Annotated in this window: 26 protein-coding genes and 2 pseudogenes; 18 read left to right on the top strand and 10 right to left on the bottom strand. The window is 69.2% G+C overall.

Annotation, left to right across the window (positions count from 1 at the left end; genetic code table 11):
- Nucleotides 1-58 precede the first annotated feature (58 nt).
- Nucleotides 59-604, top strand: a complete 546-nt coding sequence (locus tag JAP66_RS29935) for an amidohydrolase family protein (protein WP_210770790.1) — start codon at nt 59-61, stop codon at nt 602-604.
- Between the two features lie 239 nt (nt 605-843).
- Here JAP66_RS29935 and JAP66_RS29930 read toward each other — a convergent pair whose 3' ends face one another.
- The 3 genes from JAP66_RS29930 to JAP66_RS29920 form a co-directional block, all read right to left on the bottom strand.
- The gene (locus tag JAP66_RS29930) at nt 844-1,278 is read right to left on the bottom strand and encodes a VOC family protein (protein WP_199435224.1); all 435 of its coding nucleotides are present in this window, start codon (nt 1,276-1,278) and stop codon (nt 844-846) included.
- 113 nt (nt 1,279-1,391) lie between these two features.
- A complete protein-coding gene (locus tag JAP66_RS29925) occupies nt 1,392-2,042 on the bottom strand; it encodes a response regulator transcription factor (RefSeq protein ID WP_199435236.1) in 651 nt (216 codons plus the stop codon).
- 5 nt (nt 2,043-2,047) lie between these two features.
- Entirely contained in the window at nt 2,048-3,211 is a 1,164-nt protein-coding gene (locus tag JAP66_RS29920; RefSeq protein WP_199435223.1) for a sensor histidine kinase, read from the bottom strand.
- Between the two features lie 245 nt (nt 3,212-3,456).
- On the opposite strand from JAP66_RS29920, the gene JAP66_RS29915 reads away from it, so the two are divergent.
- The 12 genes and pseudogenes from JAP66_RS29915 to JAP66_RS29860 all read left to right on the top strand — a co-directional run bounded on the left by JAP66_RS29915 (nt 3,457) and on the right by JAP66_RS29860 (nt 13,613).
- On the top strand, nt 3,457-3,996 hold the full coding sequence (locus JAP66_RS29915) for a hypothetical protein (protein ID WP_199435222.1): 540 nt from the start codon (nt 3,457-3,459) through the stop codon (nt 3,994-3,996).
- A gap of 152 nt (nt 3,997-4,148) precedes the next feature.
- Nucleotides 4,149-4,517 carry a hypothetical protein gene (locus JAP66_RS29910; protein ID WP_199435221.1) on the top strand — a complete coding sequence of 123 codons (369 nt, stop codon included), beginning with the start codon at nt 4,149-4,151 and terminating at the stop codon, nt 4,515-4,517.
- A gap of 163 nt (nt 4,518-4,680) precedes the next feature.
- Complete coding sequence (locus JAP66_RS29905; RefSeq protein WP_199435220.1) at nt 4,681-6,048, top strand: erythromycin esterase family protein; 1,368 nt, start codon at nt 4,681-4,683, stop codon at nt 6,046-6,048.
- A 45-nt stretch (nt 6,049-6,093) separates the two neighbouring features.
- The gene (locus JAP66_RS29900) at nt 6,094-6,951 is read left to right on the top strand and encodes an alpha/beta fold hydrolase (protein ID WP_199435219.1); all 858 of its coding nucleotides are present in this window, start codon (nt 6,094-6,096) and stop codon (nt 6,949-6,951) included.
- A gap of 142 nt (nt 6,952-7,093) precedes the next feature.
- Nucleotides 7,094-7,636, top strand: a complete 543-nt coding sequence (locus JAP66_RS29895) for a dihydrofolate reductase family protein (RefSeq protein ID WP_199435218.1) — start codon at nt 7,094-7,096, stop codon at nt 7,634-7,636.
- 3 nt (nt 7,637-7,639) lie between these two features.
- A complete protein-coding gene (locus JAP66_RS29890; RefSeq protein ID WP_199435217.1) occupies nt 7,640-8,668 on the top strand; it encodes a DUF1349 domain-containing protein in 1,029 nt (342 codons plus the stop codon).
- Between the two features lie 2 nt (nt 8,669-8,670).
- Nucleotides 8,671-9,195, top strand: a complete 525-nt coding sequence (locus JAP66_RS29885; protein WP_199435216.1) for a GNAT family N-acetyltransferase — start codon at nt 8,671-8,673, stop codon at nt 9,193-9,195.
- A gap of 132 nt (nt 9,196-9,327) precedes the next feature.
- Nucleotides 9,328-9,756, top strand: coding sequence for a DUF7878 domain-containing protein (locus JAP66_RS29880; RefSeq protein WP_199435215.1), 429 nt, complete (start codon nt 9,328-9,330; stop codon nt 9,754-9,756).
- A 190-nt stretch (nt 9,757-9,946) separates the two neighbouring features.
- Nucleotides 9,947-11,212 carry a serine hydrolase domain-containing protein gene (locus JAP66_RS29875; RefSeq protein ID WP_199435214.1) on the top strand — a complete coding sequence of 422 codons (1,266 nt, stop codon included), beginning with the start codon at nt 9,947-9,949 and terminating at the stop codon, nt 11,210-11,212.
- Nucleotides 11,213-11,289: 77 nt separating this feature from the next.
- Nucleotides 11,290-11,829, top strand: coding sequence for a VanZ family protein (locus JAP66_RS29870; protein WP_235999731.1), 540 nt, complete (start codon nt 11,290-11,292; stop codon nt 11,827-11,829).
- A gap of 38 nt (nt 11,830-11,867) precedes the next feature.
- Nucleotides 11,868-12,541: pseudogene (locus JAP66_RS29865) on the top strand (response regulator transcription factor).
- A complete protein-coding gene (locus tag JAP66_RS29860) occupies nt 12,534-13,613 on the top strand; it encodes a sensor histidine kinase (RefSeq protein WP_199435212.1) in 1,080 nt (359 codons plus the stop codon). The pseudogene JAP66_RS29865 and the gene JAP66_RS29860 overlap by 8 nt, the downstream one beginning before the upstream one ends.
- Nucleotides 13,614-13,684: 71 nt before the next feature.
- Here JAP66_RS29860 and JAP66_RS29855 read toward each other — a convergent pair.
- A pseudogene (locus JAP66_RS29855) lies at nt 13,685-13,930 on the bottom strand (alpha/beta hydrolase fold domain-containing protein); the annotation flags it as partial.
- Nucleotides 13,931-13,941: 11 nt separating this feature from the next.
- On the opposite strand from JAP66_RS29855, the gene JAP66_RS29850 reads away from it, so the two are divergent.
- Nucleotides 13,942-14,628: an acyclic terpene utilization AtuA family protein gene (locus JAP66_RS29850; protein ID WP_443706219.1), complete on the top strand. Its 687-nt coding sequence runs from the start codon at nt 13,942-13,944 to the stop codon at nt 14,626-14,628.
- Complete coding sequence (locus JAP66_RS29845) at nt 14,594-14,998, top strand: MmgE/PrpD family protein (RefSeq protein WP_199435210.1); 405 nt, start codon at nt 14,594-14,596, stop codon at nt 14,996-14,998. Before JAP66_RS29850 ends, JAP66_RS29845 begins: the two co-directional genes overlap by 35 nt.
- Before the next feature lie 134 nt (nt 14,999-15,132).
- Here the strand turns inward: JAP66_RS29845 and JAP66_RS29840 are convergent, their stop codons facing one another.
- Nucleotides 15,133-15,729, bottom strand: coding sequence for a TetR/AcrR family transcriptional regulator (locus JAP66_RS29840; RefSeq protein ID WP_199435209.1), 597 nt, complete (start codon nt 15,727-15,729; stop codon nt 15,133-15,135).
- A 218-nt stretch (nt 15,730-15,947) separates the two neighbouring features.
- Here JAP66_RS29840 and JAP66_RS29835 point away from each other — a divergent pair, with 218 nt between their 5' ends.
- Together JAP66_RS29835 and JAP66_RS29830 are read left to right on the top strand one after the other, a co-directional pair.
- Entirely contained in the window at nt 15,948-16,697 is a 750-nt protein-coding gene (locus JAP66_RS29835) for an alpha/beta fold hydrolase (protein ID WP_307849779.1), read from the top strand.
- The gene (locus tag JAP66_RS29830; protein WP_199435208.1) at nt 16,694-17,326 is read left to right on the top strand and encodes a VC0807 family protein; all 633 of its coding nucleotides are present in this window, start codon (nt 16,694-16,696) and stop codon (nt 17,324-17,326) included. The genes JAP66_RS29835 and JAP66_RS29830 overlap by 4 nt, the downstream gene beginning before the upstream one ends.
- 46 nt (nt 17,327-17,372) lie before the next feature.
- Here JAP66_RS29830 and JAP66_RS29825 read toward each other — a convergent pair whose 3' ends face one another.
- From JAP66_RS29825 to JAP66_RS29805, 5 genes are all read right to left on the bottom strand, one after another.
- Complete coding sequence (locus tag JAP66_RS29825) at nt 17,373-18,323, bottom strand: NAD-dependent epimerase/dehydratase family protein (protein ID WP_199435207.1); 951 nt, start codon at nt 18,321-18,323, stop codon at nt 17,373-17,375.
- 360 nt (nt 18,324-18,683) lie between these two features.
- Nucleotides 18,684-19,268, bottom strand: coding sequence for a TetR/AcrR family transcriptional regulator (locus JAP66_RS29820; protein WP_199435206.1), 585 nt, complete (start codon nt 19,266-19,268; stop codon nt 18,684-18,686).
- 152 nt (nt 19,269-19,420) lie between these two features.
- The gene (locus JAP66_RS29815; protein ID WP_199435205.1) at nt 19,421-20,227 is read right to left on the bottom strand and encodes a class I SAM-dependent methyltransferase; all 807 of its coding nucleotides are present in this window, start codon (nt 20,225-20,227) and stop codon (nt 19,421-19,423) included.
- A gap of 217 nt (nt 20,228-20,444) precedes the next feature.
- Nucleotides 20,445-21,419, bottom strand: coding sequence for a 4-hydroxy-3-methylbut-2-enyl diphosphate reductase (locus tag JAP66_RS29810; RefSeq protein WP_199435204.1), 975 nt, complete (start codon nt 21,417-21,419; stop codon nt 20,445-20,447).
- A 125-nt stretch (nt 21,420-21,544) separates the two neighbouring features.
- The gene (locus JAP66_RS29805; protein ID WP_235999738.1) at nt 21,545-22,459 is read right to left on the bottom strand and encodes a polyprenyl synthetase family protein; all 915 of its coding nucleotides are present in this window, start codon (nt 22,457-22,459) and stop codon (nt 21,545-21,547) included.
- 1,148 nt (nt 22,460-23,607) lie between these two features.
- Here JAP66_RS29805 and JAP66_RS29800 point away from each other — a divergent pair.
- A complete protein-coding gene (locus JAP66_RS29800) occupies nt 23,608-24,312 on the top strand; it encodes an ANTAR domain-containing protein (RefSeq protein WP_307849778.1) in 705 nt (234 codons plus the stop codon).
- Nucleotides 24,313-24,434: the final 122 nt, after the last annotated feature.

Here is a 24,434-nt window from a genome sequence, read left to right as displayed (position 1 = left end):
CCGCGGATGTGACTGGGGCCTCAGCGTGTTACACCGGCCAGCGAGACCGGGCTCTTGGTTGATCGCGCACGCGATCACGGCGTCCGAGGTCGGGATCGCTCTCGACGCGGGTGTCGACGGTCTCGCGCACGTCTGGGCCGACGCGGGACAGAGTGCGTCCGAACTTGCCGCGCGGATCGCGGCGCAGGGCGTGTTCGTGGTCAGCACGCTGGTGTACTTCGAGGTGATCGGCCAGCAGGGAGCAGGCGGTGTCGACCACGCTTCACCCGGCAGCGCGGGGAATGCTGTGCGCGCGGCGGGAGCGTTGCACCGGTCGGGTGTGCCGCTGCTGGCCGGCACGGACGCGACCCCTTTCGCCCCGGTGCACGGGGAGAGCATGCACCGCGAACTGGTCCTGCTGACGCGGGCCGGACTCACCAGCGAGGAGGCGCTCGCCGCAGCGACCAGTGTGCCCGCCCGCCACTTCGGGTTGGCCGACCGCGGTCGGATCGCCCCAGGTCTGCGCGCGGACCTCCTGCTGGTCGACGGTGACCCCACCAGCGACGTCACCGCGACCAGCTCCATCTGCGACGTCTGGCGGCGCGGCGTCCGCCAGGACCGCTGAGTGATGACGGGAACGACGAGGATGGCGTTCCGCGTGCCGCTACCACCGCCGTGGCCGTGCTGCCGATCGCGCAAGCGGGGGTGCCGTCGCGGCTTTCTGTCGGGGAACCACGAGGGGCTCGTCCACACACCCGGAGTTCCACTGAGGGGCGGCCAAATCCACGTCGGCGTAGTTGATGTAGCGGTACCACTCCCGTGCCAGCGAAGACGTCCCGGTACATCTCCTGACCCAGATGTTCCTCAGTCGAGACAGAACTCGTTGCCCTCGATGTCCTGCATCACGATGCACGATTCTTCGTCGCCATCGGCAGCCAGTAGTCGCACGCGTACCGCGCCGAGCGCGACCAGTCGTGCGCACTCGGCCTCGAGCGCGGCGAGGCGCTCTTCACCCACGAGACCGGTGCCGACCCGCACGTCGAGATGCACCCGGTTCTTGACGGCCTTCCCTTCGGGAACGCGCTGGAAGAACAGTCGCGGGCCCACACCCGAGGGATCGATGCAGGCGAACGCTGAACCCTGACGCTCAGGCGGCAGCGAGCGATCGAAGTCGTTCCAAGTGGCAAACCCCTCCGGTGGCGGCGGTACGACATACCCCAACACCTCGCACCAGAAACGAGCGACGCGCTCAGGTTCTGCGCAGTCGAAGGTGACTTGGAACTGCTTGACCGACGGCATTGGCCCAGCATAGTGGCGCGCAGGCTGTTCACCGGGACCCGGGTGTCATCGCCGCGCGGGTCGAGGTCTGAGACGGTGCCGCCTTCGATGAGACAGGACATTCCTGAGCTGCCTCAGGCGAGGCCGGATTGGTACGCGAACACGACCAGCTGCGCCCGGTCTCGTGCGCCGAGTTTGATCATTGCGCGGCTGACATGGGTACGTGCGGTGGCCGGGCTGAGCACGAGATGGTCGGCGATCTCCTGGTTGCTCATGCCCTGTGCGACCAGGCCGACGATCTCCCGTTCCCGCTCGGTGAGGTGCTCCAGGCGAGGGTGCGGTGTCACTGTCCGCGGCGCGATCTCCACGAACTCCCTGATCAGGGTTCGGGTCACGGTCGGGGAGAGCAGGGCCGCACCGTCGGCGACGGTTCGGACCGCCTCGACCAGGGTTGTCGGGGGTGTGCTCTTGAGGAGGAAGCCATTCGCGCCACTTCGGAGTGCCTCGAAGACGTAGTTGTCGTGCTCGAAGGTGGTCAGCACGATGATTTTGACGTCGGCGAGGGTCTCGTCGGCGGCAATCCGGCGGGTGGCGTCGAGACCGTCGATGCCGGGCATGCGGATGTCCATCAGGATCACGGCGGGCCGGTGGTGGCGGGCTTCCTTGACCGCGGCCAGGCCGTCGGCTGCCTCCGCGACGACCTCGAACCCGTCCTCGGCGTCGAAGAGCGTGCGCAGCCCGAGGCGGACGAGGTCCTGGTCGTCGACCAGCATCATCGAGATCAGCTGGTTCATGGGGTCTCCTGGCTTCGTGGGAAGGTGGCGCAGACGGTGAACGTCGCCGGCCGGGTGCCCTGGCCGGCGGAGAAGGTGCCTCCGACCGCAGCGGTCCTGCGTTGCATGCCGCTGATGCCGATCCCCGGCGCGGGCGGTGCCGGCGCCAGGTTCTGGTTCGTGACCTCGACGGTCACCGAGTCCGCGGTGTGGTTGATCCGCACCTCCGCGCGCGGGTGCGGAGAGTGTTTGACCACATTGGTCAGTGCCTCCTGGAGCACCCGGTATGCCGCCACGTCGACGGCTTCGATGAGCGGCCGCTGCTCGCCGGAGATCGTGAGGTCGACCTCGACGCCCACGTCGGCGACTCGGTCGCACAGCTCGCGCACCCGGGCCAGACCGGGGGTCGGAGCACGGGTGGCCTTCGCCTCGCCGTCCGGGTGGGTGCTGCGCAGGGTCTCGCGGAGCTCGGTCAGCGCCTGCCCGCTGGCAGTGCTGATGGCGGCGAGGGCTTCGCGCATCTGCCCGGGCCGCTGCTGCGCCACGTGCAGCGCGATGTCGGCCTGCATCTGGATCGCCGCCAGCCCGTGTCCGACCACGTCGTGCACCTCCTGCGAAAGCCGGAGGCGCTCGGCGTCGACGAGCTGCCGGTCGGTGGCCGCACGTTCCCGCGCCGCCGCCGCAACCACCATCCGGCGGGCGGCGCCGACGGTGAACGGGATGGCGATCCAGGCTGTCGCAGGAAGCAGCCCGATCGCACCGGAGAGAGCGGCATCGTTGCTGAGCACGTGCGCGCTCAGCATCACGAGACAGACCAGGGCGAGTAGCGCGGACCGCAGGAGCGGCAGGCGGCGCGCGAGTGTGTAGACGGTCAGCAACACGAACGCGAACACCGGGCTGTAGGGATAGCTGAGTGCGAGGTACGTCGACGTCGCAGCGACCGCGATCAGGGCGGCCACAGCGGGGTGGCGGCCACGCACGGCTGTCGCCGCGGCCGCCGCCAGCACCAAACCGAAGCCCACGGGGAGTGGACGGTCGGTGCCATCGCCCTCGGCCACGAAGGGCAGGCTGAACACGACGACGGTCGTCAGGACTGCGACGAGCACACCGTCGATCACGGCACGCGACGGCCGACGCCTGGCAGGCGCCTCGTGGACGAGTGGGACGGGGATCCCGCCCATGTGGTCCTCCACTCCTGGTGCCGAGGTGTTCGGTGGGAGTCAATCCTGCCCCATCTCCGGTGTGTACGGGTCCTCGTGGGAACGCAGGCACGGCTACCTCCGGCGTCGTACGGGCGGGTCGGGCCCACCAGCCACGAGCGCACTACACGTGCCGCCGCCGGGCGGATCCGGTGACGGTGGTTCCGCGGAATCGTTCCGTGCATCCGGTCGCCGACCCGGCGGCCAGCACCGAGAAGGAGACCGCCATGGCTCCCACCACGATTCCGCGGATCGCCTCGACAACCGCGGTGCCCCCGCCCGACGACGGAGGCAGGCCCCGCGTGCCGCGATTCACGGCAACCCTGGCTGAGTGGCTCGCCGCGCACAGCGTCGCCGCGCTGAGGATCAGCCTCGGCCTGGTCATCGCCGGCTTCGGCGCTCTCAAGTACGTGCCCGGCGCCTCGCCCGCCGAGGGACTGGTCATGCAGACGACCGAGGCTCTGACCTTCGGCGTCGTCGACGGACGGCCTGCGGTGCTGATCACGGCCGTGCTCGAGACCCTGATCGGCCTGTCCCTGCTCACCGGCCGCGGACTGCGCTGGTGCCTCGTCGTGATGGCGGGCTGGCTTGGCGGGATCATGATGCCGGTCGTGCTGTTTCCTGGCGAGATGTTCCCGGGTGGACTGCCGACTATCGAGGCGCAGTACGTGCTGAAGGACGTCATCCTGCTCGCAGCTGCAGCTGTCGTCGCAGCCACGGCACTCGGCGCCCGCATGGTCACCGACCGGACCGGCCGGGCCCGGTGACGGGACCGCACTCAGGTGGCCCGGGCGAGGAGCTCGCCCGGGCCACCTCCACGTTGAGAGCGTGCGGGGAAACCTCGCTACGCCTGGTCGCGTACATCCAGTTGCGTCATCACGCTGACGCCCCACGAGCTCTCCGCGACGACGCTGTCCACGTGACCAAGAACATTTCCACCCTCAGACTCATCACCATCTCCGGGCTCTTCGCCGGCGTGCTCGGCATGGGCCTCGCCAAGGCAGCCGGGATGGCCATGCCACTCGTGCCTCCAGGCGCCGTTCTGCTGGTTGCCGGAGCCTGCCTGGTCGCGTTCCTTCCGGACCATCGCTGGCCGGCGCTGGTCGCGGCACTGGTCGCTCTCGCGGAGGTCGTCCCGAGTGCCTTCACTCTCGCCGGCGTCGATGGCGCGGGGCAGGCTGTCGGCACGGCAATCCGTCTCGCGGGAGCACTCGTCGCCCTCGTCATGGGCGTGACCCTCGCATTCGCGATGCGGAAGAGGGGACGCCCCGTAGCGCCGCGATCCTGACTACAACCCATGCAGGTGCGGCATCGCGCCTGGTCACCTCTCGTGAGTGCGCACGCGAGTTAGAACACTGTTACGCACTCACGACCGGTGACCCGCGGAAATGGTTCGCCCTGATCGTGTCCACCATCGACGATTCTTCGCCAGCCAGGACAAGGAGAGCATCATGCCCAACGCGGCCCGGTCCCGCCGGTTGTCTCAGTGGCAGTCGCTGTTCGTTGCAGCCGTCAGCGTCTGTCTTCCCTTGGTGTCGGTCGCCACTCCCGCCACGGCCGCGGACCACCACTCGAAGGCCCCGTGCGAACCGATCGAATCGTGGATCGACAGGCACGCCCATGCCATCGAGATCGCACCCGGCGCACCGGCACGCGACCTGAGGTGGCTGGACCGGGTCATCCGGGACGCCCGGCTGGTCGGGCTCGGCGAGTCCACCCACGGCTCGAGCGAGCAGTTGCAGGTCAAGCACCGGCTGGTCCGCAGGATGATCGAGCACCACGGCTTCCGCACGGTCGCCTTCGAGGACGACTTCGCCAGCGGCGTGCTCATCGATCGTTATCTGACCACCGGGCAGGGGGACCCCCGCACGCTCGTCGGCCAGATGGCCTCGCCGCTGCTGGCCACGGAGGAGATCCTCGAGCTGGTGACGTGGCTGCGCGCCTGGAACGAGAGCCACTCCGACAAGGTTCGCTTCCTCGGCACCGACCTGCTTCAGCTGCGGGAGCTGAGCTTCGACCACATCACCCGCTACGTGAGCACCCGCGCACCGGACCGGATCGGCGAGCTCGAGGCCGACCTCGCCGACCTGCGCCCGCCCGAGGGCCAGAACCCGTTCGTCTGGTACGGCGGCCTGGATGATGCCGAGAAGCTGGCCCTCATCGCCGCGGCCGGGCGGGTCGTCACCCTCGTCGAGGACGTGGCCGGCCCCGACCGATGGGAGCGGGAGTACGCCGAGCAGCACGCCCGCGCGATCCTCGGCTGGTTCCGCAACTACTACGTCGAAAGCGGGTTCCGCGCCCACCGCGAGCGGTTCATCGCGGACTCGCTCCGGTGGTGGCAGGGCCTGACCGGGCACCGAAAGGCCGTCTACTGGGCCGCCAACGTACACACCGCCGCCACGCCCACCGTCACCGTCCGCACCCCCGAGGAGGAGCAGAGCGGCACGTTGGCAGGCGGCATCCTGAAACGGCGCCTCGGTGAGCGCTACGTGTCGATCGGCACCTGGTTCGGCGCCGGCGAGATCAGCTCTCCGGGACGGCGACCGATGCCTCAGCCGATCGGACCGCCGGGCGCCGGAATGTTCGAGGCCACCCTCCACGCAGCCCGTCCCGCGAACTTCGCCATCGACCTGCGCGCGCCCAGGGGACCGGCAGCGGTGCTCGACTGGCTCGACGACGTCCACACGATGCGGGTGATCCTGCCCGTGTTCGAGGCCGGCCACGACGGAAACGACTACACCATGACTGTCGACGGACTACGCGCAGCCTTCGATGCCGCGATCTACCTGCCGGTGACCACTGCGAGCCGGACCTACTAGCCGCTACCGGCCGGGCGCACGCCATCACGAGGAAGGACCAGGTCAATGAGAACGATCGATCTCCCGCATGGACGAGTGCAGTACCGCACCGCCGGACCCGATGACCCGAGCACACCACCCGTGGTGTTCGTGCACGCCTTCCTGGTCGACGGCTCCGTGTGGTCGCCGGTCGCCGAGCTGCTGGCCGCGCGAGGCTTCCGGTCGTTCGCGCCGAACTGGCCGCTGGGCGCACACCGGATTCCGATGCACCGGGATGCCGACCAGTCGCCGCGTGGCGTCGCGGGCCAGGTGCTCGGCTTCCTCGAGGCACTGGACTTGCACGACGTCACCCTCGTGGGCAGCGACACGGGTGGTGCACTGGCGCAGTACGCGCTCGACGCCGACCGCAGCAGGATCGGCCGCGTCGTCTTTCTCAACTGCGACGCGTTCGACACCTTCCCGCCGTTCCCCTTCAACCTGATCTTCCCCCTGCTCCGGGGCGACATGAGGATGCGCATGAACCTGCTCCCCATGCGCTCCAGGGCGTTCCGGCACTCCCCGCTCGGGTTCGGGCTGCTGGCAAACCAGCTCGGCGCCGAGCAGACCCGCTCCTGGATCGAGCCCTGCCTGACGGACCCCGAGATCCGCGCCGACGCCGTCCGCTTCCTCAAGGGCATCGATCCCCACGAGCTCCACGAGGTGTCGGCGCGGATGCGGGACGTCGACGTGCCCGTGCGGGTGGTGTGGGGCATGGCCGACCGTGCCTTCAAGCCCGCCCTCGGCAAGCGGCTGGCAGCGGCTTTCCCGGCCGCGGAGTTCATCGAGGTCCCGGGGGCACGCACTTTCGTCCAGCTCGACGAACCGGCACTCGTCGCCGATCAGATCGCGGCCGCCTCGCACGCCGGCCCCGACAAGACCGACTGAGTACGTCAGGGGACGCATGCGCGGGTACGCACGCGGACGGAGGCACGCGTGACGTCCGCATGCCACGCTGGCACCCGGCCAGGCAGCCGACCCCGTTGGGTACGTGCCGGATGTCGAGGAGCCCCACCGAGAAGGAGCCACCATGGGAAAGATCGTTGACGCCACGTTCGTGTCGCTGGACGGCGTCATCAACCACATGGACCGATGGCACTTCGACTTCATCAGCGAACAGACCGACGAGCTGGCCCTGCGACAGCTCCGCGAGGCTGACGCCATGCTGATGGGCCGAGGCACCTACGAGGTCTACGCGTCGGCCTGGCCAGGGCGAGAGGGAGACTACGCCGAGCGGATCAATGCCATGCCCAAGTACGTCGTATCCACCACCCTGACCGATCCTCAATGGAACGCCACCACGGTCGTCCAGGGAGACCTGGCCGAAGCCGCGGCACGGCTCAAGGACACCGCCGGCACGATCCTGATGCACGGCTTCGGTCCGGTCGCCAAGAGCCTCGCGGGAGCGGGGCTCCTCGACGAGCTGCATCTGTGGTACCACCCGGTCCTCGCCGGCGTGGGTGGGCCGGACGACGTGCTGCTCACGCCAGGGCTGCACGCCACGTTCGAGACCATCGGCACCACCACCTTCGACAACGGTGTCGTGGTCATCGCCATGCGGAGCCGGACGTAACCCATGGACCGGCCCGAGGTCGTCCGGCTCACCGGAGTGCCGATGCCGCTGCGGTGGTCTGGCTCCCCGCTGACCGTGCAGGCTGACGAGGACACGCTCACCATCACCACCGGCGCGCGCACCGACTGGTTCGTGGACCCGGCCACCGGCGAGGTGACGGCCACCGGGTGCGCGCTGCTGGGAGGCGCCCCGCACCGGGAGTTCACGATGACCGCACGGGTCTCGGTCGACTTCGCCAGCGAGTTCGACGCGGGCGCTCTCGTCGTGCGGCTGACACCGGACCACTGGGCGAAGCTTGCCTACGAGGTCTCCCCTCAGCGGAAGCCGATGGTGGTCTCGGTGGTGACGCGTGGCCGCTCCGACGACGCCGCCGGCCTGCACATCGACGCCGACGCGGTGTGGCTCAAGCTCGCCCGTCGAGCCGGCTCGTACGCCTTCCACGCCTCCACCGACGGGCAGCGCTGGCACTTCATCCGCCACTTCTACCTCGGCGAGCAAGACTGTGAAATCGGATTCCTCACCCAGTCGCCCACGGGCGAGGGCTGCCGCGCGAGCTTCGCCCACATCGGCTACCTGAACGATGTCGTCCATGACCTGCACGACACCACCCACCCACCGCCGCTCGAGTACGTCGTCGAACGCGACCTCCCCGCGCCTCGAGACCAGGTCTGGCAGGCCTGGACCGAGCCGCGGGCCTTCGCGTCCTGGTTCGGCGGGACAGCAGCGACCGTCAGCCTGGACGTTCGACCCGGGGGGCGCTGGCGGGTCGACACCAGCGTGGACGGTGAGCCCGGGGAAGCGATGGCGGGCCGCTATCTCGATGTCGTCGACGGCCAGCGCCTGATCATGGAGACCAGCTTCGCCGGTGGCGACACGGTGATGGAGATGACCTTCCGCGACCACGCCGGCGGGACGCGGGTGCAAAGCCGGCAGCGATGCCGGTCCACCGAGGAACTGGAAGGAGGCCGGCAGGGCAGCGAAGTCCTGCTGGCCGCCTGCGCTGACTTCGTCACCGGACAGAAAGGTCGATGAAGATGGACTACCAGGGACTGGTCAAGCGCATCCAGTTGCCGCCGGGAGTCGAGGTGCCGCGGGCACTGGCCTTCGACGACCTCGAGATCCGCGCGCTCGGCCGCGAACACCTCGCCGACGACGTGGCGGGGATCAACGCCAGCATCGATCTCATCAGGCGCACCCGGGGCGGCAGCTGGCCTTCCGGTCCCGTCACCGACGAATACAACTACGTCGACCTGGTGTGGCACGAGTGCGAGTTCCGGGACGGCAGGTCGTTCACCTACGGCATCTACCGCAGCGACGACACCTACCTCGGCTGCTGCTACCTCTACCCGATGGGAGCACGTCGGCCCCTCACCGAAGACCTGGCCCGTCACGACGTGGACGTCAGCTGGTGGGTGACGCCGGAGGCCTACCGTGACGGGTACTACGCCAAGGTGTACGCCGCGCTGCAGACCTGGCTCGGCGACGACAGCCTGCCGTTCACGGCGCCGTACTTCTCCAACGCCGAGATCCCGCACTCCCGTGACTCCGCCGACATGTAGGCCCGGCGCCGAGTCCACACGTACTACGTGCGGGCGGGTCAAGGCACCGGGTAGCTTCGTCATCAGGCAGAAGCACCCAGGGGCGCGGGCGGCCGCCACCGGAAGCAGCCATACCCTGGTGAGAGGACAGGTATGGAGCTCAGGTTCTCCGCACTGACCGGTGAGGCGCTGACGAACCGCTCGGAGGGCGACGTATTCGTCAACGTCGAAGCGGATCTCGCGGTGCTTGACGGCGACCGGGAGATCTTCGCCGAGGTCCGTTTCCCGGTCGTCGAGCTCGCCGTGGCACTGCGCGGGTGGAAGGCGCAGGGCGACGGGCGTGGGGCGTTCGTGCTCGAGTCGGTCTCACTCGACGGGCACGAGCTGTCCGAGGACGGCACGTGGTGGGTGCGGATCGTGCCCGTCGACGGCGGCTGGCAAGTCGTCAACGACGCGGAGGAGCTGGCCGGCTCGGTGCTCTCACCCGACGAGATCGACCGCGCCATCGACGAGTTCGCCGGCACGCTCCGACAGTCCTCTGTAGACCTGCTCGGCCCGTGGATCGACGAGTTCTTCGGCTGAACGCTCGACGTCGCGTGCGACCGGCGTAGGAGCTGTCAGCACGGTGGTGTGGTTGGCACGCGGGTGATCGCCGGATATCGCGGGCGTATCGAAAAACGCATACGCCACCGCAACAGTCCTGCGTCTTCTGTGGAGGCATGGACCACAACGCACCAGCGGTCAGTTTGCCGGTCAGGAGAGGACTGTGATCATGGACCTGGATTCCGTACGTGGTATCGACCGGCGGCAGCTGCTCGGGTGGAGCGGGCTGGCGGCCGCCGGCGTGGTGGCGGCGGGCACCCGGCTCGGCCACGCCGACCCGGCCCCAACCGGCCCCGGTGCACCCTTCTCGCCCGAACAGCCCGGGGACGGCCGGATCCCGCCGGACCCCCGGCCCGGCGGAGCCTACGACCGCTACATCGCGAAGCTGGCCGCGGAGGACAAGTTCTCCGGTGTGGTGCTGCTGTCGCACCGGGGCCGGACGGTGTTGTCGCGCAGCTACGGCATGGCCGACAAGGAGAACGGGATCCGCAACCACGAGGGCGTCGCGGTCAACCTCGGCTCGGCGGTCAAGCCGTTCGTCGCGGTGGCCATCCTGCAGTTGGCGCAGCGGGGAAAGGTGAAGCTGTCGGACACGGTGGGAACGTACCTGGAGGGCTTCGCCAAGGAGATCGCCGAGCAGGTGCGCATCCACCACATGCTCACCGAAACCACCGGGTTGACCGCCCCAGAGCTGGACCTGCAACGCATCTTCCACAGCCGGGAGGAGGTGCACGAGTTCTACCAGCAGTACGCCCGGCAGGCGACGCTGGAGGGCGTCCCCGGCGCGGCAGCCGACAGAACCAGCGTCGGTTTGGACATCGCCGCGCAGATCCTGGAGGCGGTGACCGGCACGACGTACTGGGACTACGTGCACGAGCACGTCTTCGGGCGCTGCGGCATGACCGGCTCGGCGTTCTACACCAGGCCGCAGTGGCGCACCGACGAGCACATCGCGCACTCGTACATGCTGCAGGCCGACGGCAGCCGGGTGGACGCCGTCCGCAACCTGGACAAGGGCAGCCCGAGCCCGTACCAGCCGGGCAAGAACAATGGCCGCAACTTCATCGATCCCGTCGGGGACGGCGGCTTCGCCACCGCGCCGGACCTGGCCCGGTTCGCGCACGGGCTGCGCGACGGTACGGTGCTGGACCGGCCCTACGCCGACGTGTTCACCGCGGCCAAGAGGCCCAACTGGCGGGACAAGCCCGGCCAGGAACCCGACAACTCCCCAGGGTTCAGGACCTACGGGCCGACGGCCCATATCGTCAACGGCCAGTGGGTGATCGGGCGCGGCGGCGTCAACGCCGGCAGCTCCGCCAGCTGGAACATCTACCCGTACACCGGCTGGGTCGGCGTCGTCCTCAGCAACTACGACGGTCTGCCGATGCAGGACATCCTCGAACAGGAGAGGCAGGCCATCGTCGGCCGGCGCTGATGCGCGGCCACGGCCTGGCGGACACGAAGACAAGGGGCCCCGGGCAGGTTTCGCAGTCGGAGGGAAGCGGAGGTGGCATGGTCGAGGGTTGGCACGGCTGGGTCGGTACGTTCACCGGTGTGGCGCTCATCACAGTGGCCGCACTGCCGCTGGCCGCGCTGGCGGTGTGGGCTCTGGCACGCCGTCGGAGTGCCACCGGCGCCACGCCGGCGTGGGCGTGGCGCACGTCGCTGGCCGATGTCGGCATCGTCTACGGGACCGTGCCGTGGGTCTGGATGATCATGTTGCCGGGCGGCCGGGCCGGCGCCGTCCCCGGTCGGGTGAGCCTGGTACCGCTGCAGGACCTGCTCACGATGTCGACGGGCCAGGTCGTCGGCAACCTGCTGGTGTTCGCGGCGCTGGGGTTCCTCGCACCACTGCGGTTCGCGGTGCTGGCGTCGGTACCGCGGATCCTGGCGCTCGCGGCGGGCTGCTCGGTCCTGGTCGAGACCGTGCAGTACGTCCTACGGCTGGACCGGGTGTCCTCTGTGGACGACGTACTGCTCAACACCGCCGGCGCCGGGCTGGCCGCGCTGGCGTCGCGCCGCTGGTGGTGCGCTACGGGGCGTCCGGTTTGAATATGTCGGCGATATGCCGCGCTGCTTAGGCTTCAGGTATGCGCGTGCTGATCGTGGAGGACGAGCCCTACCTGGCCGAAGCCGTCCGTGACGGTCTCCGGCTGGCAGCTATCGCCGCCGACATCGCGGGCGACGGTGACACTGCCCTGGAGCTGCTCAGCATCAACTCCTACGACCTCGCGGTCCTCGATCGCGACATCCCCGGCCCCTCCGGCGACGAGATCGCCCGGCGAATCGTCGCCTCCGGCAGCGGCATCCCGATCCTCATGCTCACCGCTGCCGACCGGATCGACGACAAGGCTTCCGGTTCGAGCTCGGTGCCGACGACTACCTCACCAAACCGTTCGAGCTTCGGGAGCTTGTCATGCGGCTGCGGGCGCTCGACCGCAGGCGCGCGCACGCCCGGCCTCCGGTCAGCGAGATCGCGGGCCTGCGGCTCGACCCCTTCCGCCGGGAGGTCTTCCGCGACGGACGCTACGTCGCGCTCACCCGGAAGCAGTTCGCCGTGCTCGAGGTCCTCGTCGCCGCCGAAGGCGGTGTCGTCAGCGCCGAAGAGCTACTGGAGCGGGCCTGGGACGAGAACGCCGACCCCTTCACCAACGCTGTCCGCATCACCGTCTCCGCATTGCGCAAACGACTCGGCGAACCATGGCTCATCGCCACGGTGCCCGGCGTCGGCTACCGGATCGACACCGGTGGTACTCGTGAATAGGCGCCCAGGGCTCAGCGCCCGGCTGAAACTCACCATCAGCTACGCCGGATTCCTCCTCCTCGCCGGCGCTCTCCTGCTGGCCGTTGTATGGGTGTTCCTGCTGCGCTACGTACCCGACAACCAGCAGGGCCTGCTCGGGGTCGCACCCAACCAGCGCGTCCTCCTGCGCGTCTTCGTCCCACCAGCGGCCGCAGCACTGGCGTTCCTGCTCGTGTTCGGCGTCCTGGGAGGATGGATCCTCGCCGGCCGGATGCTCGCACCGCTCACCCGGATCGCGGACGCGGCACGGATGGCGTCGGACGAATCGCTGTCCCACCGGATCCGCATGGAAGGCCGTAAAGACGAGTTCCGCGAACTCGCCGACGTGTTCGACACCATGCTCGAACAACTCGAGTCACACGTCGCCGAACAGCAAAGGTTCGCCGCGAACGCCTCCCACGAACTGCGCACCCCGCTGGCGATCTCGCAGACACTCCTCGACGTCGCCCGCAACGACCCCGCGCGGGACCAGCGTGAACTCATTGAACGCCTCCACACCGTCAACACGCGGGCGATCGACCTCACCGAGGCCCTCCTGCTGCTCAGCCGCGGCGACCGCGGCTTCACCAGCGAGCCCGTCGAGCTCTCCCTCATCGCCGAAGAAGCCGCCGAAACACTGCTTTCCCTCGCCGAGAAGCGCAGGATCACGCTCGACGTCACCGGCGAGGCGACACAGACCGTCGGCTCCGCGGCGCTTATCCGGCGGATGGTGACCAACCTCGTCCAGAACGGCATCGTCCACAACCTCCCCGCCGGGGGCACCGTAACGGTCCACACCGAATCGCAGCACGACGCGAGCGTGCTGCGGGTCGAGAACACAGGCCACCCGGTGCCAGCGGAGCTGGTACCGACCCTCACCGAAGCCTTCCAACGCGGAACAGAACGCATACGCACCGACGAGCACGCCGGCGTCGGCCTCGGGCTGGCCATCGTGCACAGCATCGTCCGAGCACACGACGGGATCCTCGACCTCAGACCCCGCGCAGGCGGTGGTCTCCTCGTCACGGTTCGACTTCCCGGTCACCTCTCGTGAGTGCGTACGCGAGTTAGAACACTGTTACGCACTCACGACGCGCGAGGAGGAACAGCAGCGCGTCAGCTGGATCAGGGCGGCTCCTCACCGCGGAGTGCCCGGCGAAGCGCGTCCCGTCGGTATCCACGGATTCGAACGCTCAGTCCGGCATCGGGCGCCAGGTTCTCACCGCCGCGGTCGCGCGCCAGCAAGGCCGTCGCCGCGGCCAGGCAACCGCCCGCGCTGGTGCCGTAGAGGGCGATCCGGTCCGGGTCGATGCCGAGCTCGCGGTGCCTGTCCACGACTCCGGCGAGTCCCACGTAGCAGCGTCGAGCGCGGCGGGGTAGCGGTGCTCAGGAGCCCCTCGAAAGCTGCACCCACATCGTCGGCGCGATGGGGCACGAACCCGATCGTCGAGGCGCTCCGGGCGGGTGCCCAGGTGGTGCTCGCAGGCCGTGCGACCGACACGGCCGTGGCGGCGGCCTACCCGCTCATGAAGGGCATGCCCGCAGGGCCCACCTGGCACGCCGCCAAGATCGTCGAGTGCGGCGGTCAGTGCACCAGCAACCCGCGCGCGGGCGGCGTCCTCGCCACCATCGACGCCGGTGGCTTCACCATCGAGCCGCTCGACCCCACGGTGGCGTGCACGCCGATCTCGGTGGCCGCCCACATGCTCTACGAGACCGCGAACCCGTTCGAGATGCGGGAGCCCGACGGCACCCTCGACGTCCGGGACGCGCAGTACGCCGCGGTCGACGACCGGACCGTCCGGGTCGAGGGATCGGAGTTCCACGTCGCCGACCAGTACACGATCAAGCTGGAAGGCGCGCGGATCACCGGCTACGAGACCATGTCGTTCTCGGCGATCCGGGATCCGCTCATCCTCGCCGACATCGACGCCTGGGCGGACCTGATGCGCACGATGATCAGGCAGCGGGTGAGCCAGACGCTGGGGTTCGCGGACGACGAGTACGCCTTCGACCTTCGCCTCTACGGGCACAATGCGGTGTGGGAAGCTGACCCCGTCCTCCTATGACCCGGACGCGCTCGCCGACCCTGTGGTCGCCGCGTTGACGGCCCGGGTCGAGGTTCGTGCGGATCCGGCCCTCACGGCGATGCTGCCGGCTCGCATTCCCAACCGGGTCACCATCCAGCTCGCCTCCGGTGAGGAACTCGTCCGCGAGGTGTGCGACGCGCCCGGTGGTCATCGGACGCCGATGACCGACAAGCAGTTCGAGGAGAAGTTCGCGGTCTTGGTGGAACCGCTGGCGTCGGCGCAGCGGTGCCGCCGGATGCTCGACGAGATATCGAACATCGACCGCGCCGCGACCGTCACCACGCTCACCGACGTGCTGGCCCTCGACGACGAACGCGTCGCCGGCGGCTCCGCCTCCTCTGCCCGGTGAGCCAAGGGAGACCTCGTGATCCGTGTTGAGGACCTGCCTGCGACGCACCCCGGCCGTCGCCTGCTCACCAGGCGCACGCCCTTCTTCGTCGCACCGCAGCTCCATCAATTGAGCTGGCGGCCCGTGCTTGCAACCTAGCCATCGGGGTGGGGGTGCTCACCTGGCTGGTGGGCCAGGCGGGACAGGTAGTGGTCGATGAGGGCTTCGGCTTCCGCGGGCGTGCGGTGGCCGAGCAGGACGGCGTCGCCGAGGCCGGAGACCAGGGCCAGCAGGAGGTCTGCCTCCCTGGCCGGGTCCAGGTCCGCGGGTAGGGCACCGGTGGCCTGCTCGTTCGCGATCAGGGTGGCGACGGCGTCGCGGAGCTGGGCGTGGCCGGTGCGGAAGCGGTCCGCGATCTCGGGATCCTTGAGCGCCCGGACGAGGAACGCGTTCGCCACCAGGGCCTCGGTGCGGCCCGCGTCGTCAAGCGGGAACAGGGCGACGAGCGTCGTGCGCAGGTCGGCCGGTGCGGTGCTCATCCGGTCCTCGACGTGGTGGCGCAGCGTCGTGGTGGCGTGCCGCAGCATCGTGTCCTTGGACGGGAAGTAGTGCTGCACCAGGCCCTTGGAGATACCCGCTTCCGCCGCGACCTCGCCGAGGCTCACCGCCTCCAGGCCGCGGTCGGCGGCGATGCGGCGGACGGCCTCGGCGATGAGGTGCCGTCGCTCCTCGTGATCGACGCGCTTGGGCACGCGTCCCCCTTTCGCGATACGACCGGATTGCGAAACCGCTCGACCGTCTTTACGATACGATCGTATCGCCAAACGGAAGAGGTCGCGATGACGGTTGGCCGGTTCGTCTCACCGGGGGCCCGGGCGGAGTACGACGCCGCCTACGACCGGGGGTTGGCCGCGCTGCCCGAGCCGGCGGCGCGGCACGACATCGCCACCGAGTTCGGCACGGCGCGCGTGTGTACCGCTTCGGCAAGCCCGGCCCGACGCCCCTGGTGTTGCTGCCCGGCCGGGCGGGAGCCGTGGTCATGTGGGAGCCCAACCTCGCCGCGTTCGCCGCCGACCGGCCGGTCTACGCGTTCGACCTGATCGGGGAGCCGGGGCGCAGCGAGCAGACCGCGCCGATACGCGGGGCCGCGGATCAGGCCGCCTGGCTCGACACGGTGCTCGGCGTGCTGGAGCTGCCCGCCGTGCATCTGCTCGGGTACTCGTTCGGCGGCTGGCTCGCGACCAACCTGGCAGTGCGGGCGCCGCGGCGGCTGGCCTCGCTGACCCTGATCGACCCGGTGCAGACCTTCGCCCGCTTCCCGCTCGCGCTGCTCGCCCGCACGGCACTCGCCCTCATCCCCGGCATCAGCCGGTGGGGGCGGCCCGCGTTCCTGCGCTGGATCTCCGGCGACGCGGAGTCGCTCACCGCCGACCCGGTCGCCGGGGCCATCAACGAGGGCATGCGAACCTACCGGATCGCCCTGCCGACCCCGACACAGTTCACCGACGCGCAGCTGCGCTCGATCGACGTACCGGTGCTGGCGCTCATCGCAGGCCGCAGCGTCATGCACGACGCGCGCCGGGCTGTGGCGCGGGCCCGCGAGCTGCTGCCGGACGTCCGCGCGGAGCTGTGGCCCGCGGCGACCCACTCGATCGCGGGCGAGTCCGCCGCCGAGGTCAACGCGCGGGTACTGGCGTTCCTGGCCGAGGTCGAGTCGTGACGGCACAGAAGCCGGGCGGCTCGCCGATCCCGCTGCTGCTGTGGGACGTGGGGCTGCCGCTCGCGGCCTACTACGGGCTGCGGCTGGCCGGTCAGGACGAGCGGGTCGCGCTGCTGGCCGGGGCACTCCTCGCCGCGCTGCGGCTGGGCTGGGCGGCGGTGCGGCAACGCTCGTTCGACGGGTTCGCCGCCCTGCTCGCCACCGTGCTCGGCGTCGGCCTGGCGCTCTCGTTCGTCACCGGCGACCCCCGGTTCCTCATCCTCAAGGAGTCCTTCGCCACCGGCGCCGCCGCGCTGATCATGCTCGCCAGCTGCGCGAGCCACGCGCCGCTGGTGCTGGTTGCCGTGCGGGCCGGTTCGGGGGCGGCGAAGCGCGCCGAGATCGACCGGTTGTGCGCCGAGCTCCCGGGGTTCCGGCGGGCTTTCGTCCGGATGACGGCGGTGTGGGGCCTCGCCCTCCTGTTGGAGGCCGCCCTGCGCGTGCCACTCGTCTACCTGCTGCCGGTGGACGTGATGGCCGGGCTCAGCGTCGCGCTGCTGATCGCTTTGGTCGCCGCGCTGTCCGCCTGGACCGCGTGGTACGCGGGCCGGGTCCAGGCCCGCGCCGAGGTCACGTCCTCGAAGCGGTAGAGGACCGGGCCGGGTGCTCCGGTCCTCTACTGTGGACGGACGTGCTTCAGGTTCGGAGCACGTGGTCGCGGTACCACTCGACGGTGGCCCGCAACGCCTCCCGCAGCGGGGTGGGGACCTGCCCGAAGGTGCCTTCGAAGGCGGTGGACACCATGTTCTGCGGAATCCGGTGCTGGTAGAAGATCTCCGCGTACTCCCGCATGAAGACCTCGTCGAACGGGCCGTACGGTTCCGGCTCGGTGAGCAGGTCGACCGTGACGGACCGGCCGATGATGTCCTCGACGATGCGGTGGATCTCGGCCGTACTGACCGCCGGAACGGTTGGCAGGTGCCAGATCCGTCCATCGCCGCTGTCGGTGGTGCCGAGCGTGGCGAGCCCGCGGGCGACGTCGCGGATGTAGCTGTAGCTGTGGGGCAGCTGGATGTCGCCGAGCGCGAGTGCGGGCTGCCCCGTCAGCGCAGCCGGGAAGAACGCGCCGCCGAGGGTGGAGTTGAACACGCCGGGACCGAAGAAGTCGGCCGAGCGCCCCATCGTGGTGCGCACGGCGCCGGACGAGTGCGCGTCGAGGTAGCGCCGGTCGAGCTCGGCACGGAGCTTGCCCTTGCGGCCGGTCGCGGCCCACGGGGTGGTCTCGGTGATGTGCTCGCCGTCGGCCTCGCCGTACGGGTAGAGCGTGTCGAGCACGACGAGCTTCGCGCCGTGCCGCTCGGCAGCGGCGAGGATGTTGTCGGTGATCGTGGGCAGGACGTCCACCTGCCGGTGGTAGGCCACGTTGATCGCGTGGTAGATGACGGACGCGCCGCCGGTGGCGGCAACGGCCTCCTCGGGCACGGAGACGTCGGCCTGGTACGTCCCGGCGCCGGCGGGCGCGCCGCTGATCGGTTTCCGGTCGACGTGCCGTACCCGGAGGCCGCGGCCGGCGAGCTCGGCGGTGACGGCGGTGCCCGCCGGTCCGGCGCCGAGTACGACGTGGAGTTCTGTGCTGGTGCTGCTCATGAGTTTCTCCCGGGCTGGGTCTGTGCTGGAACTGACGGGGGTGGCGTGCCCGGCCGGCCCGGCCGGGCACGCCACCCCCGTCAGTTCCACGCCGTCAGCATGAGCACGGCGGCCGTCAGCAGGACCGTGAGCGTGGCCTGCCAGGCGATGCGTTCGGTGGGCACCCGGCCCCGGTTGCCGGCTTCCGGCGACATGACAACTCCTTATGGTTGTGAGTGACTGGTCAATCACTTCGAAGGCTCAAAAGAACGGCCCGCTGTCGGGGCCGCGAGCGTGGGTGGGGTCAGCTCCAGGCGACGAACATGATGACGTCGAGAACTGCCAGCGGGATCAGGGAGATCCAACGCACGGCGGGGCGGCTCATGTCTGCTCACCTCCCTCCGGCCAGTGGTGACGGATGCCGGCGGTGAGCGTCGCCGCCCACGGCTCGTCGACACCGAAAGCGTCGAGCGTGGTGAGCAGGTGGCAGAGCTGCCCGTAGGCGATGAACTGCTGCACCTCGTCGGCGGAGGCGCGGGAGCGGCTGGAGGCGAAGGACGTGACACGGGCGATGCCGCGCCGGACGGCCTCGGCGATCTCCGGTGCACCCGTCGCGGCCTGGGCGTGTACTTGCAGCATCAGCAGGTCGCGGTCGGCGATCAGGGCGGCGTAGGACGCGCCCATCGAGTGCAGCACGTCCGCGGGGGCTGGTGTCTCCGCCCGCGCGGCACCGCCCTCGAGCGCGTCGACGATCCGCTCGTAGCACCGCTCCAGTGCCGCGACGAACAACGAGACCTTGGAGGGAAACAGCTTGAACACGTACGCGGGCGAGATCCTGGCGTGCTCGGCCACCGCCGTGATGGGCGTGCCGGCGTACCCGCCCCGCGCGAACACGGTCACGGCGCTGGCCACGACGGCCTCACGGCGGGCCTCGGCGGTGGACAGTGACACTCGCTCCCTGGCCATGTGAGTGACTATACACTCACTAGGGCCGCGCGCAACCCGGGCCGCTCCGCCTCGCCGCCATGGTCGACACTCGTCGCCGAGCTTGACAGGGAGCGTGTCTGCGGTGGCACGGCCGGAGCAACCCATGGGCGGAGGTAGGGGCCGCCGTCGCCTCAGCAGTGCGCGGTGGGGGAACGGCGTCTTCCCCATGCGGTGATCATGGCCATCGGTGCGGGCGTCATCAGGTCAGACTGGTGCAGGCGGCGCATGCCGGGGTGCTCGCCGAGCGCCGTATCCGGCTGGTCGGGGGCGAGCTCGTCGAATGTGAGGCGCAGGAACGTGGCGCACGGACCACCGCCGGTCAGGATGGGAACGTCAGCTGCGATCCCGACACGAGTCAGACCGGCCTGCCGCAATGGTGTGGGGTAGTGACGTGCCCAGTCGGGGTTGGTCCCGATGCGTTCTCGCGCGGTGCGCCACAGCGTGCGCATCAGGACACGCACGTCCGCGTCTCCGGAGGCCGGTGTGAGGTCGATGCCGTCGCTGACGAGTAGGCAACCGCCCGGTCGCAGCCAGGTCACGACCTGATCGAGGACGTGCTGAGGGTCGGGTAGGTGCATGAGCACGAACCGGCAGTGGATCAGGTCGAAAGTGTCCGCAGGGACCATTTCGGCGAGCCCCGGGGCGGTCAGGTCCACTCTGAACTGTCGTGTGGAGATCCCGCGCAGCTGGTCCAGCAGCGCCTGGTCTCGGCCGAGCAGCACGAGCTCGGTCGGCCGGTAGGTGCCGGTCATCCAGCGGGCAAGGGTGCCCAGGCCCGGCCCGATCTCCAACACCCGTGGATGTGACGCCAGTGGTAGGTCCGCCACGCGTGCGTGGCTGAAGGGGTCGAAGGTGTCCGCCAGCGCCGCCAGCCGGGTGTGTTCCCGGCCGGCTTCGGCGTGAAATACCGCGTCGTATCGGGGCGGCGTAGTGGTCATCGACGCTCCAATCCGTTGGGGCGGGAATCCGAGGTAGGTTCTGATCGAGTCACGAGTGCACCGCGATCGTTGCGGCGGCAGTGTGGTTGTCGTCGAACGTGAAGGTGATGGTGTGGGCAGGTCGACCGCTGTGAGTACGGCTTCGTGACTGGGTCCCACCAGCGGTCCATCCGGATTCGCCGCAGAGAACCGGACTGTGTCGGAACTCGTGGCGGGCTCACGTGGGGTTTCCCCTTTGTCCGGATGCGGGTCGCAGTGACGCCGGAAGCCCGAAGCGGATGTTCTCTTCGGCCGTGGTGACGAGCTCGACGGTGGCGAAACCGTGCGTGGCCAGCACCGCGAGTAGGTCCTCCACCAGGACTTCGGGAGCGCTGGCGCCTGCGGTGACACCCACTGTGGTCACCGCGTCCAGCCACTCCGGTCGTAGCTGTGCGGCCCGGTCGAGCAGGTGCGCGGCCGGAGCTCCCGCGTGCAGCGCGACCTCGACAAGGCGCCGCGAGTTCGACGAGTTGTCCGAGCCGATGACCAGTACCAGCTCGCAGCGTGGCGCGATCGTGGTCACGGCTTGCTGGCGGTTGGTGGAGGCATAGCAGATGTCATCACTGGGCGGGTCGTGTAGCGCCGGGACCCGTTCGCGGAGTCGCTGTACGGCGCCGGCGACATCGTCGACCGCGAGGGTGGTCTGCGAGAGCCACACCACCCCCCGGTCGGGGTCCAGTTCCAGGCGGTCCACCGCGTCCGGGTCGTCGGGGTCGACCACGTGGGTGTGCTCGGGTGCGTGCCCGCGGGTGCCCTCGATCTCGATGTGGTCGGGATGCCCGATGAGTACGACCTGCTGGTCATCACGAGCGAATCGACGGGCCTCGGTGTGGACCTTCGACACGAGGGGACAGGTGGCGTCGATGACTCGCAGGCCGCGACGGTGGGCATGCTGACTTACCGCGGGGGACACGCCGTGTGCCGAGAAGACGACCCGCGCGCCGTGGGGGATCTCGTCGAGGTCGTCGGTGAAGATCGCGCCTGCGGCGGTGAGTTCGGTGATGACCTGGGTGTTGTGCACGATCTGGTGCCTTACGTACACCGGTGGCCCGTAGCGTGCCAGGGCTTCCCGCACGACGTTGACGGCCCGGTCCACCCCGGCGCAGAATCCACGCGGCGCGGCCAGCAGAACTCGTTTGGACGAGGCGCTCATCGTCTCCTTCTCCGTGGTTCGGCCGGTGCGGCTTGCCGGGGACAGGCAGAGATGTAGCCGGTGCGGGGTGAGCGCAGCGGCGCTGGTGTGACCACAGTCGCCGAGAGCGGGGTGGCGGGCTGCGGCTAGCGGATGCGGTTGAGCAGGTAGGTCAGCAGGTCACGCAGGACGGCGTCGCTGTCGGCATCGAGGCGCATCCGCGTGAGCACCGCGACGGCCTGATCGTGATGCCAGACGCATTCGTCCCACGCTCGGGCGCTTCCCCCGGCCTCCTCGACGAGCCGGGCCGCCCGGTTCAGGTCGTGCTCGTCCAGTGTGGACCGGTGCAGCAGGTCGGCCAGTTCCTGCCCGGCCGTTGTGGTCGAAGCCGCGGCGGCGAGGATCGGGAGGGTCTTCTTGCGTCGCGACAGGTCCGACCGTATCGATTTGCCCGTGACCGACGGATCTCCGAAGAGGCCGAGCATGTCGTCGACGACTTGGAACAGAACCCCGAGGTGGTGGCCGATCCGGTCCAGGTCACTGATCAGATCCGGTTCGGCGTCGACCAGGATCGCGCCGAGGGTGGTGGCGCATCGCATCAGTGCACCGGTCTTGCCTTCGACCATCGCCAGGTAGTCCTGCACACTGGCCTGGTCGCGATGCTCCAGCGCGAGATCCTGAGCCTGCCCGCGGCACAGCTCGGCGGTCGTCTCGGCCAGGCGTGCGACGGCCTGGCGACTGTGCGACCTTGCGGCGACGAGGGTGACGGTGGCTTGGGCGTGCAGTGCGTCGCCGAGCAGGACGGCCGGGCCGGTGCCATATACGGTCCAGACGGTGTCTCGTCCGCGGCGAATCGTGTCACCGTCCATGATGTCGTCGTGCACCAGACTGAAGTCGTGGATGAGTTCGACCGCGACCGCGGCCGGGATTCCGGTCTCGGGTGACGCTCCGGCGGCTTGAGCGGACCACAGTGCCAGCGCCGGCCGCAAACCCTTGCCCGAGGACGCGTCCGGTGTCGGCCTCCCGGCGGAATCGGTCCATCCCCTGTGATACGTCGCCATCTGCACCAGGTCAGGGTGGAGCTGATCGAGCGTGGATCGCAGCACCGGGGCCACGGTGGCCTCGGCATGGGCCAGCCAGCCCGGTACTGAGCCGGTCGGGGTAGCCTCGCGTGGCGAGGTCGCGGTCACGAGGTCAACCTCCCGTCCGTGCTGGTGGTGCAGAGGGGATCCGCGTCCCACTCCCAGGCATCCGAACGCCGGGGCAGGCCCAGGCGGTTCAGAGCGCGGACCGTCAGCGGTCGCACAACGCCTCCGGTATCCACACTCGGCGTTCCTGCTCGTCCGAGATCCAGCAGTCGTCCCCGATTTTGTCGACATATTGGTACATGTGTCCCTCGAATTCGGAAACCATCTCCGTGGACCGGCCGATGTCCTCAGGAAAGCAGGAAGATGCGCCGGGAGGAACCTCGGCTCGGGCGGAACATGTATAGAAGTCGAGCCTGTTAAACGCCGTGACGTGATCGTGCACGTCGCCTGCAGCCGCATCAGCGCGGACGGATGCACCTGCAGGTCCGGTTGGCGATGTCATAGCGGATTATCGGCTCGGTGGGTGACCACACCGAACCGGTACTGCATCGGGTGATGCGTCTCGGTCTCCTCGTAACCGACCAGTTCTGGCGCCGACAAGGAGTGGTCTGGTGACGAAACTCGGCGACTCTACGGCCCGCGTGCTTCATGGTCCGTGGAGCTTGAGGCGGTCCTGATCGTTCGGTTGAGCTACCTCGCTTCTCCGCGCATAGGGTTTCACAAGTCCTTGGACAATGGCGTAAATGCTCCACGTGTGCGCAAGATCCCTGAACCCAGCTACCTCCATCTCGCCGACCAGTACGGCCTCGCCAGCCTGACCACCTGGCGGGCACTCAGAGAACCATGGACCGACAGGTCATCGTGGCCGTCGCCACGGCGGGGGGCACCCGGCCCGGCCTGTAGGCATTGCGCCACCGCATGGAAGGGGTGATTCCGCCGGCTGCCGTTGCTCAACCGGCGGAATCTGAAGCTGCCCCGCTCCCGGGCGCAGTGGCAGCTCTGGTGATCAGAGTGCCCTGTGGGCGGGTACGCTAATCTTCCACGACTGTAGGCAACCTATACCGGTCTCCTGGTGCGGCACGGTGTTGCCTGAGGGCTGAGATCGAGAAGGGCGAGGGATCGTGTCGGAGGCGCGAGGCTGGCAGGAGCTGGCGATCGCAATGGCACGAATGGCTCGTGACCTGCTGGCCCAGGACTCGGTGCAGCACACCCTGGACCGGATCGTGGTTCATGCGGCGGACCTGGTGGAGGGCTGCGAGGCTGCCGGAATCCTCGTCCTGCGTGGCGGCCGCGTCGTGACGATGACGGCTACCGACAACGTGGTCCGAGCCTCCGACCGCATGCAGGCAGACCTACGAGAAGGGCCGTGTTTCGACGCGGCCTACAACAAAGAAGAGGTCTACCGGATCGCCGATATGACCACCACCGAGCAACGGTGGCCCCGGTTCGCACCCAAGGCACGCGAGCTCGGCGTCGGCAGCATGATGGGCTTCCTGCTGTTCACCGACGGCAAGAATGATCTTGGAGCGCTGAACCTGTACTCCCCCCAGCCGGGCGCGTTCACCGAACGCTCCGAGCAAACGGGATGGATCCTCGCCTCGCACGCCGCTGTCGCGCTCGCCAGTGCCCACACCAACGCACAACTGCACGAGGCGATCGGCACACGCCAGGACATCGGCGAAGCCCTCGGCATCATCATGGAGCGCCACAAACTCACCGAGGACGAGGCGTTCGACCTGCTCATGCGCATCTCGCAAGACCGCAACATCAAGATCCGAAAGCTCGCGAACACCATCACGACCACCGGCGACCTCCCACGCCGATAGAGTCGCACTCGGTCTCTCGTGGCTCTTCTACATATTCGTGTTTTTGGCCGTAACCTGGCTTCTTGTTCAGGCTGTCCGGAAGAATCGCGGAGGCTCCGAGTCTTGCGGGGCGTCGCGGGGTG

Source organism: Qaidamihabitans albus (assembly GCF_016464705.1).
Taxonomy (GTDB): Bacteria; Actinomycetota; Actinomycetes; order Mycobacteriales; family Pseudonocardiaceae; genus Qaidamihabitans; species Qaidamihabitans albus.
This window is presented reverse-complemented; position numbering and strand designations above follow the sequence as displayed.

What these genes read in the sequence shown, in the direction of transcription:
- JAP66_RS29930 (WP_199435224.1), bottom strand. Translation starts at nt 1,278, where the DNA reads ATGCCGTCGGTCAAGCAGTTCCAAGTCACCTTCGACTGCGCAGAACCT.
- JAP66_RS29920 (WP_199435223.1), bottom strand. Translation starts at nt 3,211, where the DNA reads ATGGGCGGGATCCCCGTCCCACTCGTCCACGAGGCGCCTGCCAGGCGT.
- JAP66_RS29915 (WP_199435222.1), top strand. Translation starts at nt 3,457, where the DNA reads ATGGCTCCCACCACGATTCCGCGGATCGCCTCGACAACCGCGGTGCCC.
- JAP66_RS29905 (WP_199435220.1), top strand. Translation starts at nt 4,681, where the DNA reads ATGCCCAACGCGGCCCGGTCCCGCCGGTTGTCTCAGTGGCAGTCGCTG.
- JAP66_RS29900 (WP_199435219.1), top strand. Translation starts at nt 6,094, where the DNA reads ATGAGAACGATCGATCTCCCGCATGGACGAGTGCAGTACCGCACCGCC.
- JAP66_RS29895 (WP_199435218.1), top strand. Translation starts at nt 7,094, where the DNA reads ATGGGAAAGATCGTTGACGCCACGTTCGTGTCGCTGGACGGCGTCATC.
- JAP66_RS29890 (WP_199435217.1), top strand. Translation starts at nt 7,640, where the DNA reads ATGGACCGGCCCGAGGTCGTCCGGCTCACCGGAGTGCCGATGCCGCTG.
- JAP66_RS29885 (WP_199435216.1), top strand. Translation starts at nt 8,671, where the DNA reads ATGGACTACCAGGGACTGGTCAAGCGCATCCAGTTGCCGCCGGGAGTC.
- JAP66_RS29880 (WP_199435215.1), top strand. Translation starts at nt 9,328, where the DNA reads ATGGAGCTCAGGTTCTCCGCACTGACCGGTGAGGCGCTGACGAACCGC.
- JAP66_RS29875 (WP_199435214.1), top strand. Translation starts at nt 9,947, where the DNA reads ATGGACCTGGATTCCGTACGTGGTATCGACCGGCGGCAGCTGCTCGGG.
- JAP66_RS29870 (WP_235999731.1), top strand. Translation starts at nt 11,290, where the DNA reads ATGGTCGAGGGTTGGCACGGCTGGGTCGGTACGTTCACCGGTGTGGCG.
- JAP66_RS29845 (WP_199435210.1), top strand. Translation starts at nt 14,594, where the DNA reads ATGCGGTGTGGGAAGCTGACCCCGTCCTCCTATGACCCGGACGCGCTC.
- JAP66_RS29825 (WP_199435207.1), bottom strand. Translation starts at nt 18,323, where the DNA reads ATGAGCAGCACCAGCACAGAACTCCACGTCGTACTCGGCGCCGGACCG.
- JAP66_RS29820 (WP_199435206.1), bottom strand. Translation starts at nt 19,268, where the DNA reads ATGGCCAGGGAGCGAGTGTCACTGTCCACCGCCGAGGCCCGCCGTGAG.
- JAP66_RS29815 (WP_199435205.1), bottom strand. Translation starts at nt 20,227, where the DNA reads ATGACCACTACGCCGCCCCGATACGACGCGGTATTTCACGCCGAAGCC.
- JAP66_RS29810 (WP_199435204.1), bottom strand. Translation starts at nt 21,419, where the DNA reads ATGAGCGCCTCGTCCAAACGAGTTCTGCTGGCCGCGCCGCGTGGATTC.
- JAP66_RS29805 (WP_235999738.1), bottom strand. Translation starts at nt 22,459, where the DNA reads ATGGCGACGTATCACAGGGGATGGACCGATTCCGCCGGGAGGCCGACA.